An 11,372-nucleotide genomic window follows, 5' to 3' on the forward strand; every position below is an offset into this window, starting at 1 on the left:
AATTAAAAGGAACTGTTCGATACCCTGAAGTTTGCCATTTGCAACTTGCTGACATTTATCTTTTTGACGGCTTTGCCTGCATAACCCGGTTTACTTTTACCCCAGATAACCTGACTGTTTGACAATCGTATTGTACCTGTATTTTCGAAATAGAAACCGGCAATATCACTTTTTACCAATCCCTCTACGTTGCTTGGTCTCCTATCATAGTAGCCGCCTTCCAGATTGGTTGTCTTGTTCATAGTAACACTAACCTGGTCAAAGCTGATGTCCGATACTCTGTCAGCAGAGGCGCTGCTGACGTATACGCCACCTTCGCCGATGCACTGGATGTTGCTAAAGCTAATATCGCGTACTGCGCCAACCTCACCCTTGGTGCTGCCTTTTGGTAAACGCCAGCCTGCATCCTTATTATTAGCGGTTGCACGTGGATAGGCAGTTATATAAATTGGCTCTGATTTCCCCCACCAGACATCTGAAAAAAGTTTTGATTCAATCACCAGATTGGAGAAAACCACATTACATACCGTTCCTTCATCCCTGTTCTGAATGCCCACACCCCTGTTACTCTTGCGTATATTACAGTTGTTAATCAAAATATTGCTGATTCTATCCATGTTTTCTGAACCTATTTTAATCGCACAGGAACTGGAAGTCATCGTACAATTACTAATGACGATATTTTCACAGGCGCCATATTCTTCAAATTCCCTGCGGTTCTTCAGACAAATACAATCATCCCCTGATTCAATGTAACAATTGGTAATTCTTACATTCTTACTATGGTCTAAATCAATCCCATCACTGTTCCTGATTTTGATGCTGTTCAGCAAGGTGATGTTTGATATCGCAACATCATCACACCCAACCAGGTGGATGGTCCAGTAGGCTGAATTTTGAAAAGTGACACCCTCTATATTCAGTTTTTTGCAACCGATAAGCGTTAGAATGTGTGGTCGCGGGTCTACGATTTCAAATGGTTTTAATTCGTAGGAATCTTCCAGTTCTGCCCCCATGAAGGATATGCCGTTTCCATCAATAACACCTGTTCCGGTAATGCTAACCCGTTCCAGTTTCTCGCCACCAATCCAGATGGTGCCTTCGCCTTTATTATCTTTAAAGGCACTTTTGGTATAAATGCTTTCATCAGGGTTCGCTAAGATTTTCGCACCACCTTCTATTCTTAATTCCACAAAGGATTTTAAATCAAACGGACCAGCCAAATAAACATGCCCACCAGGTACTAAAACTTGACCGCCACCTGCTGCCGAGCATTCATCAATAGCCTTTTGAATAGCCGCAGCATCATTTGTTTTTCCATCGCCCTTGGCTCCATATTTTATAATATTATATTGCGCTTTAGCGATGAAATGTAGAAAAAGAGCAAATGTTAGGGCAATAATAATTTTGGTTTTCATTGTTGATGATGAATTTTAATACGTTGAGATTGGTTATAATTATTTACCAGAATACAGTATAAAGTGCAGCCAATATGCCGCATATAACTACAGATGCTACAGCAAAAGATGGGGTAACCTTAAACATACTCTTATCTATTTCTAAGCCTTGACTATTGTCTTTACTTTTCGGGTCGGTTAGGGTTACAAGTACCATTAAAACAATTATAATTACAAAAACCCACGACATTCTGTTTAAAAAGGGTATTGGTTCTATTAGGCCGTTGGTTAAAATTGGTAAAAACTTAAGTAAGATAGAAAGCGGGATGGTAAGGAGGGCGGCAGATAAGGCCGCTCTCGAGGTTGTCCTTTTCCAGAAAAAACCTAATAGGAAAATAGCAAAAACTCCGGGAGAAATAAATCCAACATATTCTTGAATAAATTGATAAACCTGGTCAAAGCTCCTTAAAGCCGGGGCTACAACAATCGCAATAAGTGATGCTACTACAACCGACCATCTGCCAATGGAAACTAATTTGCGTTCCGAAGCATTGGTATTAAGGTACTTTTTATATATATCTAAAGTGAAAATTGTTGCAATACTATTTGATTTGCCTGCCAAAGATGCTACGATTGCAGCGGTTAAGGCAGCAAAAGCCATTCCTTTGATGCCTGCAGGTAATAAATTCATCAAAACAGGGTAAGCATGGTCGGGTTTAACAACACCGGTTGCATCTAGCATCTCTGCTTGAAAATATCCACGTTGGTATAGCACAAATGCTGCAATTCCTGGTATAACAACAATTACCGGAATAAGTAATTTCAAAAATGCTGCGAATATTAATCCGCTTCGGCCTGTTTTTAAATCGGCACCTAAAGCCCTTTGAACAATATATTGGTTACAGCCCCAATAGTTTAAGTTATTAATCCATAGCCCACCAATAAGAACTGCAATTCCTGGTAGCTCATTATAAAATTTATCTCCCTTACTAAAAATCATATGAAAGTGGCTTGAAGCTTCGGTTTTTAAAATTGGAAGCGCTCCTAAAACCGTTTGAGTATCTAATTTCTCAGAAACCAGCTTTAATGCCATGTAACATGTTATTAAACCGCCTACAACCAACACAACAACCTGTATAACATCAGTGTAGCCTATTACCTTCATGCCACCCAAGGTTATTATTGCAGAAAATATAGCTAAAAAGATGATGCAAGTGCTGAAAGGGATACCGGTAATGGTTTCAATGGCTATTGCACCAAGAAAAAATATAGATGTTAAGTTAACAAAAACATAAACTAAAAGCCAAAAAACCGCCATTAAGGTACTTACTGTATTATTATACCTAGTTGATAAAAACTGAGGCATAGTGTAAATTTTATTTTTTAAATAAATTGGCAGAAAGAAAACAGCAACAATAATTAGTGTAGCTGCGGCCATCCATTCGTAACTTGCAATAGCCAAACCCATTGCAAAACCCGAGCCCGACATGCCTATGAAATGTTCTGCTGATATATTGGAGGCAATAATTGAAGCGCCGATTGCCCACCAGGTAAGGGAACCTTCTGCTAAGAAATAATCTTTAGTATCGGTTTGTTTTTTCTTTTTACTCCGATAAACCCAATAACCATAGGCGGATACAATAATAAAGTAGATAAAAAATACTGCACAATCAAGCCCCGAGAGATGATTCATAAGGAAAGTTATATTTGGTTTTTTTAAAAGTCTGAAAAAAACTTAATGATAAGAACTTTGCAGTTCTATTTAATTACTTAAACGTTTTCGGGTAGTTGAGGAGAAATGAAGTTTAGCAACCAGTTGATGCCCTTTTAATTAGCACTGATGATAAAACGATATTCTGATCATCATCGACACCTTTTTTATTTAAAATTTTAAACAAGCATTTTGCTGCCTCGTTGCCAATTTCGAAGGCCGGTTGGGTTATGGTTGTGAGTGATGGATTAAGTAATTTTGCTGAGCTTAAATTTGAAAAACTTAATATTTTAACGTCAGAAGGTATTTTCAATTGCATTTCGTGACAGGCAGAGTAGGCAGGTATTATAAATTCTTCTATTGATGAAAAAAGTGCATCGGGTTTGTGTTTATCAAAGAGCTCCTTTATGTTTCTTGCGTTAATTTCTTCTTCATCGTGATAGGGAACAACTAGCTCCTCTGAGAAACTTAAACCATGTGCCGAAAGACAATCTTGGTAGCCCGAAAACCTGGCTCTTCCGGCAGGTAGTTTTTCAAGCCCATATAAGTAGGCAATTTTGGTGCACCCAGCCTCAATTAAATGTTCGGTTGCCGAAAAAGATATCTTATAATCATCAGTAGTCACTTTAAAAGCATTAATGGATTCGTAAACCCTGTCGAAAAATACCAAAGGGATTTTGCTTACTAAATCGCTGTAATAATCATTATTGTTTCTGTTACTAGATACCGAAGTTAAAATACCATCCACTCTTCCATTAAGTAAACTGCTGATAAATGACATTTCCATCTCTACATTTTCATGCGTTTGATAGATAAGCACATGATAGCCGTAATTTCTTGCAATTTCTTCGATGCCTTTTATAGCTAAAGAGAAAAAGTTGTTTGCGATATTAGGAATAATAACCGCAATAGTTTTGGTTTTATTACTTCTTAAGTTACTCGCAGCCGGATTGGGAGTATAATTGAGCTCTTTTGCAAGCGACCAGACTCTGTTTTTTGTTTTTAAACTAATTTCATAGCTATCATTTAATGCTTTTGAAACCGTAGCAATTGAAATATTCAATTCCTGCGCAAGCCTTTTGATATTTACCTCTCCCGACATTTTGTTACGCTGTTTTGCTAGTTATTTTACCTAACCAAATAATAAATAAAACATTTTCTCAATGTTCACATCGGTTGGTTGGTGGCTTTTTAAATTTAAACGGTTGGATTAAGAAATTTCGTCGTACAAGTCTTAAATATCTCCGCTTAAATATGAAAATTATTTGGTTAAATATATTGGATGTGTTCTGGTTTAAAAGCATTCAGAACATCCGCAGTTGCGAAAATAAAAAATAATCGTAACAATAACATTTATTTAACATGCCCCTTACGCATTAATCAAAAAGGCCATCTTCTCCAATTTTAGTTTTTAATTAAAAAAAAATATTTAATTATTTGTTTTTCAGTTTGTTGTATAAATATAATGAAAATTTACGTAATCGTTTAAGTAAATATAATTCGCTAAAAATAAAAAGTTAAGATTTCAAAAGCACAACTTTAACTTATAAAACCAAAGAAATTTTAACCAAATTATTTCTAGCCTTATGAGTAACGAAAAGCAATTTTCTCAGGATAATCAAAATCCTCTGAAAAATTTAGATCAATGGGAAGAGGATATTTTAACCCGTTATCCTGATCCTGCAAACATCAACGCAGATAAAAAGGAAGAGCAATTTAGAAACTACGAAGAAACCGAAAAAGACGGTGTGAAGGAGTTTTATAGATTAAACCATACCTATCAAACCTACGATTTTGTACAACAAAAAAAGGCTGAATATTTAAAGTTTGATAAAGAAGAAATGCCGATTTGGAGTGCATTTGATTTTTTAAACAAACTTGTTGACGATTCTGACCCAGATACGGATTTAGATCAAATGCAGCATTTGCTTCAAACATCAGAAGCCATAAGAAACGATGGGCATCCGGATTGGATGGTTTTGGTCGGACTAATCCACGATATGGGCAAAGTTTTGTGTTTATATGGCGAACCTCAATGGGCTGTGGTTGGCGATACTTTTCCTGTTGGATGTGCTTATTCAGATAAAATCGTTTATCCGGAATTTTTTAAATATAACCCCGATTACAACAACCCAACTTACCAAACTAAATTAGGCGTTTACACCGAAAATTGCGGATTGGACAATGTTCATATGTCGTGGGGCCACGATGAATATGTTTACCACATGATGAAACCGTATATCCCGGAAGCCGGATTGTACATGTTACGTTACCACTCTTTTTATTCGCAGCATAGAGAAAATGCATACAACCATTTAATGAGCGAAAAAGATCACGAATTATTCAAATGGGTTAGATTATTTAATCCTTATGATTTGTATTCAAAAAATCCTAATCAGAAAAGCTGGGCAGAATTAAAGCCTTATTACCAGGAATTGGTGGCAAAATACCTTCCGGTTACTATAAAATTCTAAAATAAAAATCTTTCAATAACCAAATTTAACTAACAATTTATGAACCAAAATCTACAACATCATGAGATTTAAAATTACAGGCTTAAAGTACAGTTGCATTCTTTTGCTACTAATGCTTGTTGCGCAATCGTTCAACAATGTCTACGCTCAAACAGAGCGAAAAATTACCGGAATTTTATCAGATAATACTAAGCAGCCCATTACAGGAGCATCTATTGCTGTAAAGGGAACTAACAAAGTAACCTCCAGCGGAGCTGATGGTGCTTTTACAATTTCTGCAAAAACCGGCGATAAAATAGTTTTCAGTTTTTTAGGTTACGAAACCAAAGAAATTACAGTTAGTATGGTTTCAAACTATCAGGTTACTTTGGCTGATGCCACCGCATCGTTAAACGATGTTGTTGTGGTTGGTTATGGTAAAAGTTCGAGAAAGGCTTTAACAAGTTCCATCTCTACAGTAAAAGGTGATGATTTAAACAAAGGTGCAATTAGTGATGTGGGGCAGATGTTGCAAGGTAAAGTACCAGGTTTAAACATTAGCCGAAGTGGCGACCCAAACCGTAATGCAGCTATTATTATGCGTGGTGCCTCTACTTTAAGAGAAGGCGCACAATCTCCTTTATTTGTTATAGATGGTGTGGTTGGTGCAGATATTTCTATTCTTGCGCCTGATGATATTGCATCTATCGATGTTTTAAAAGATGCTGCTGCTGCTGCTATTTATGGAAACAGGGCTGCAAATGGTGTAATTATGGTTACTACCAAGCGTGGCGTTGCAGGGCAAACTCAGATTGCATATAACGGATATTTCGGTGTAGAAAATGTATCAAAACGTTACGAAATGATGGATGCCGACCAATTAAGAGCCTTCTTAGCAAAAAATAATTCGGCTTTAACACCTGCTAACGATAAAGGTGCAAACACAAACTGGCAGGATGAAGTTCAGCGTACTAATGCAATGTCTTACAACCATAACGTTTCATTGAGTGGCGGAAATGAAAAAACAACCTATAATGCAAGTTTAAACTATTTTAAACAAGAAGGTATCGTTAAAACAAGTGATTTAGGCAGGTTTATTGGTAGAATTGGTATCGAGCAAAAGGCACTTAACGATAAATTAAAAATCGGTTTAAATATTAGTAATTCGGTTTCTAATGCCAACTTGGTGCCATATCGTAATACTGTACTGGCGCAAATGTTAACTTATCTTCCAACTGCACCAGTTAGAAATCCTGATGGTTCATATTTCGATAACTTAACACAATCTAGTTATTACAATCCGGTTTCGATGTTAGAAAATGGTAAGGAAAATCTAAAGAACAAGAATATTCTTGGAAACTTAACCGTTAATTTAAAATTACCATGGGGATTCTCTTACGATGTGTCGGCATCTTACCAAAATAGCCAAAATATTTATGGTGCTTTTTACAATAGCATTTATACATCTAGATATAATAATGTAAGAAACACTCCGGATCCTCCTGCAAACCCAACTTTTGTTTCTTTGGTTGGTACAAATGGTGTGGCTGTCCGTAATGCTTATCAAAATACAAATAAAATAATCGAAACTTATTTAACCTGGAATAAAAAAATTGGTGACCACGATATTAACGCTGTTGTAGGCTATTCTTATCAGCAATCGTTAAATAATGATGGTTTTCAGGCTACTTCAACAAATTTCCCAATCAATCAAGTTGGTTACAATAACTTAAGTTTAGGTAACCCTTACGCGGTAAGCGATTTTAGAGTTGATTTTAACCCAAGCACAATTTATCAGGAAATATTAATGATTTCTGACTTTGCAAGGGTAAATTATAACTATAAAAATAAATACTTATTGCAGGGTTCGATAAGGAGAGATGGTTCTAACGTTTTTGGTGAGAACGAAAAATGGGGTTATTTCCCATCAGTTGGTGCTGCATGGAATATAGACCAGGAAAGTTTCTTTAAAAACGTAAACGTGATTAAAACCTTAAAATTAAGAGGTAGTTATGGTATCGCAGGTAACTCTTTAGGTTTCCAGCCCTTAACAACAAAATTAATTTACGGTGCAGTTGGTCAGTTTTACTATAATGGTGCACCAAGAGAAGGTGCTTACGGAGCTATCCAAAACGAAAATCCTAATTTAAGATGGGAGAAAACAGCAACTACAAACCTTGGTTTAGATTTTGGCTTATTTAATGGCCGATTAACAGGTTCGGTAGATGTTTACGATAAAAAAACTACTGATTTAATCATGAGTTTCTTTGTTGATCAGAATCTTTACCCATCAGGTATGTTAACTGCTAACGTAGGTAAATTGAGTAACAAAGGTATAGAGTTTGTTTTAAACGGTACACCGGTTATTAACGATAACTTTAGCTGGACTACAGGTTTTAACTTAGCACATAACAAAAACAAAATTGTTTCGCTTTCTGATAGCAAGTTCAACATCGAAAATCAGTTAACGGTTTCACCTGATGGTGCCGGCCAAAGTGGTGCGACCTTACAGCTTTTGGCACCTGGCCAATCAATTGGTACATTCTACACCTTTCAGTATGCCGGTAAAAACGCGGCTGGTGTTTCTCAATATTATGATGCAGCAGGTAATATCAAAACCCAAAATTTGTTAAACAAAACAGATTACTATATTTTGGGCAATGCACAACCTAAAGCATTAATTGGCTGGAACAACAATTTCCGCTACAAAAACTTCGATTTAAGTTTCTTTGTGAGAGCTGTTGTTGGAAATAAAATTATGAACGTAACTCGTGCCGACCTTTTTAGACCAAGCACTGCACAGTTTACAAATATTCCTGTTGAGGTTGAAAACGAATCTACAGCCGATTTTAACTCATATAAATACTCAAGCCGTTTCTTAGAAAAAGGAGATTACCTTCGTTTGGATAACGCTACATTGGGTTATACTTTCAAAAAAGGAATAATTCCGGGCATAAATTCTATCCGTTTGTACACCACTGCAAATAACTTATTTGTAATTACAGGATACAAAGGAATTGACCCTGAGATTAACCAAGGTGGAATAGCTCCAGGTGTGGATACAAATAACTTCTATCCAAAAACAAGAACATTTTTATTCGGCTTAAACGTTTCATTTAATTAATAACTAAGAAGATGAAAAATCTTATTAAATATATTGCTGGTACAGCGCTATCGCTAGGCGTATTAACATCGTGCCACAAACTGGATTTAAAAGTTGAAACACAACTAACTCCAGAAACATTTCCACAAACCGACCAGCACTTTGTGCAACTAACCGGGCAGGTTTATGTTCAACTTCGCCAAAATTGGAGTACCGATTACTTTTTTATGCAAAGTTTAAGTACCGACGAGGCTATTATGCCCGCAAGAGGTGGTAACTGGTACGATGGCGGTGTTTATGAAGCACACCATAAACACATTTGGAATAAGGATAATGGACACGTAAACAGTGGTTGGGGATGGCTTTCTGGTACAATTAGTAAGGCAAACCAAAGTTTGTTTTTGCTTAAAGATGCGCCAGATTCGCCTGCAAAAACTTCTGCATTGGCCGAAGTGAGGGCAACCAGAGCTTTAGCTTTCTTTATGATGATGGATTTGTGGGGTAATATTCCAATTGTTACCACTTTCGGAGAAACTACTTCACCTGAAACAAAAACAAGAGCCGAAGTTTTCAATTTTATTGAAGCTGAATTAAAAGAAGTGTTGCCTAGTTTAAGCACAGCGACTGGTGCAGCAACTTATGGCCGACCAAACCGATACACAGCTTACGCAATTTTGGCTAAAATGTATTTGAATGCCGAGATTTATACTGGTACACCTAAATATAATGAGGCGGTAGCTGCATGTGATGCAATTATTGGTGCTCCATCTGCCCCTTACAGTCTAGAAAGCGATTTCAAAAAAATGTTTTTTATCGATAATGGTCCACAAATTAAAGAGTTTATATTCGCTATTCCTTTCGATCCTGGTTTCAGTAATGGTAATATGATTTACTCACGTTATTCGTTACCACGTTCGTTACAAGCTAAGTTTAGCTTAAAATTTACACCAAGCGCACCTATGAGTACCTTGCCTGAGTTTTATGCAAATTTTAATGATGCGAACGATAAAAGAAATGCGCAGTGGATAAAAGGTCTTCAATTTCTTAACGATGGTCGCCCGGTAACTGTAGCAACAACTAAAAAGGGTTATGACCAATTCTATACTGGTTCTGATGGTTCTACTCCACTAACTTATCAGGTAGACATTACGCCAAACGTTACATTAAGAGATGCTTCCAGACCATTTGATGCAGGTAATGATGAGGTTGCATGGAACATGGGTTATAGAAATAATAAATTCTATTGTGATAGTACTTCATCAAACAGAAATCAAAACAATGATGTGCCTGTATTTAGATATTCGGATATTTTGTTGATGAAAGCAGAAGCTATTTTAAGAGGTGCAACGCCAACTTTAGGTCAAACCGCTTTAAGTTTGGTTAACCAGTTAAGAGCTGTTCGCACAACATCCCCTGCCTGGACGACCATCACTTTAGAAGATTTATATAAAGAACGTTGCCGCGAATTATCGTGGGAATGCTGGCACCGTAACGATATGATTCGTTTTGGGAAATATGAAGGCAGTTGGGGTTTCAAAACCGATGCACAAACTTTCCATAGGTTAATGCCAATACCGGCGTCGGCTCTGGTATTAAATCCAAAATTAAAACAAAACCCGGGTTATAATTAATCCGATTTTAAAAGTAATTTCCTCGATATTTGAGGAAATTACTTTTTTATAATTTTACCTGTTGCTATACATCACATCCTAAATTTTAACTATGATTAAACCAATACTAACCTTTTTTTTATTTACCGCTTCTGTTTATGTTCAAGCTCAGGTATTGTTTAAATCATCTTTGGCAAATGTTGCTGCAAGAAAAACATTAACAAAGGAGCCAGCTGCCTTAAATTTTATTGCCATGGGCGATTGGGGGCGTAACGGTGCCGACCACCAGAAACAGGTGGCCAAGCAAATGGGTATAACTGCAACCGATGTTAAAGCTCAATTCATTATTTCTACCGGTGATAATTTTTACCCGAGTGGTGTGATAAGCGCTCAAGATCCACTTTTCAGAACATCTTTCGAAGATATTTATACCGACTTCTCCCTTCAATGGGATTGGTACGTTACTTTAGGTAACCACGATTACAAATCAAATCCTGATGCGCAGGTAGAATATTCAAAAATTAGCCGTAGATGGAAAATGCCTGCACGTTATTATGCAAAGAAATTTCCAATAAATGGTGATGTAAATAACCAGGTGTTGATTGCTTTTATAGATACCAATCCGCTAATAAAGGAATTTTATAAGAATGCAGAGTATGGACCAAATGTTAAAGGACAAGATACAACAGCGCAAAAACGTTGGTTAGTAAAAACCCTTAGCGATACAGATCCATCAATAAAGTGGAAAATTGTGGTCGGGCATCATCCAATTTACACCGGAGGAAGCAGAACCGATGGCTACGATACGAAAGCAGTTCGTTCATCAATAGAATCTACGTTAAAAAAATATGATGTCGACGTATATTTAACCGGTCATGAACATAGTTTGCAACATATTAAACCAGCTGGTAAAACGCATCATTTTATTTCTGGCGCAGCCTCAGAAAAAACACCCGTAAAATTAATACCCGATGCAGAAATGGTGGCATCTGTTTATGGTTTTATGCTTTTTAGCATTACCAATTCACAAATCAGATTACAAACCATAAATGATGAAGGTGAAATAATTTACAATACTGTTATAACGAAATAATATTT

7 protein-coding genes are annotated in these 11,372 nt (G+C 36.6%); 4 read left to right on the top strand and 3 right to left on the bottom strand.

The window, feature by feature from the left end:
* Positions 1-2: 2 nt before the first annotated feature.
* The 3 genes from QWY86_RS04645 to QWY86_RS04655 form a co-directional block, all read right to left on the bottom strand.
* Positions 3-1,418 (bottom strand): glycoside hydrolase family 28 protein, encoded by a 1,416-nt coding sequence (locus QWY86_RS04645; RefSeq protein ID WP_290239274.1) that lies wholly within the window; start codon positions 1,416-1,418, stop codon positions 3-5.
* Positions 1,419-1,461: 43 nt separating this feature from the next.
* Positions 1,462-3,090, bottom strand: coding sequence for a sodium/sugar symporter (locus QWY86_RS04650; protein WP_290239276.1), 1,629 nt, complete (start codon positions 3,088-3,090; stop codon positions 1,462-1,464).
* A gap of 112 nt (positions 3,091-3,202) precedes the next feature.
* Complete coding sequence (locus QWY86_RS04655) at positions 3,203-4,210, bottom strand: LacI family DNA-binding transcriptional regulator (RefSeq protein ID WP_290239278.1); 1,008 nt, start codon at positions 4,208-4,210, stop codon at positions 3,203-3,205.
* A gap of 484 nt (positions 4,211-4,694) precedes the next feature.
* Between QWY86_RS04655 and QWY86_RS04660 the strand changes: the two genes are divergently transcribed.
* From QWY86_RS04660 to QWY86_RS04675, 4 genes are all read left to right on the top strand, one after another.
* Positions 4,695-5,582 carry an inositol oxygenase family protein gene (locus tag QWY86_RS04660; protein WP_290239281.1) on the top strand — a complete coding sequence of 296 codons (888 nt, stop codon included), beginning with the start codon at positions 4,695-4,697 and terminating at the stop codon, positions 5,580-5,582.
* Between the two features lie 61 nt (positions 5,583-5,643).
* A complete protein-coding gene (locus QWY86_RS04665) occupies positions 5,644-8,685 on the top strand; it encodes a SusC/RagA family TonB-linked outer membrane protein (protein WP_290239283.1) in 3,042 nt (1,013 codons plus the stop codon).
* Between the two features lie 11 nt (positions 8,686-8,696).
* Positions 8,697-10,295, top strand: a complete 1,599-nt coding sequence (locus tag QWY86_RS04670) for a RagB/SusD family nutrient uptake outer membrane protein (RefSeq protein ID WP_290239284.1) — start codon at positions 8,697-8,699, stop codon at positions 10,293-10,295.
* 91 nt (positions 10,296-10,386) lie between these two features.
* Positions 10,387-11,367 (top strand): purple acid phosphatase family protein, encoded by a 981-nt coding sequence (locus tag QWY86_RS04675; protein ID WP_290239286.1) that lies wholly within the window; start codon positions 10,387-10,389, stop codon positions 11,365-11,367.
* Positions 11,368-11,372: the final 5 nt, after the last annotated feature.

Origin of the sequence: Pedobacter aquatilis, from assembly GCF_030409415.1 — a bacterium.
Lineage (GTDB): Bacteria > Bacteroidota > Bacteroidia > Sphingobacteriales > Sphingobacteriaceae > Pedobacter > Pedobacter aquatilis.

Bases quoted from the DNA above. Each gene is read 5' to 3' on its own strand.
- QWY86_RS04645 (WP_290239274.1), bottom strand. From the start codon at position 1,418: ATGAAAACCAAAATTATTATTGCCCTAACATTTGCTCTTTTTCTACAT.
- QWY86_RS04650 (WP_290239276.1), bottom strand. From the start codon at position 3,090: ATGAATCATCTCTCGGGGCTTGATTGTGCAGTATTTTTTATCTACTTT.
- QWY86_RS04655 (WP_290239278.1), bottom strand. From the start codon at position 4,210: ATGTCGGGAGAGGTAAATATCAAAAGGCTTGCGCAGGAATTGAATATT.
- QWY86_RS04660 (WP_290239281.1), top strand. From the start codon at position 4,695: ATGAGTAACGAAAAGCAATTTTCTCAGGATAATCAAAATCCTCTGAAA.
- QWY86_RS04665 (WP_290239283.1), top strand. From the start codon at position 5,644: ATGAGATTTAAAATTACAGGCTTAAAGTACAGTTGCATTCTTTTGCTA.
- QWY86_RS04670 (WP_290239284.1), top strand. From the start codon at position 8,697: ATGAAAAATCTTATTAAATATATTGCTGGTACAGCGCTATCGCTAGGC.
- QWY86_RS04675 (WP_290239286.1), top strand. From the start codon at position 10,387: ATGATTAAACCAATACTAACCTTTTTTTTATTTACCGCTTCTGTTTAT.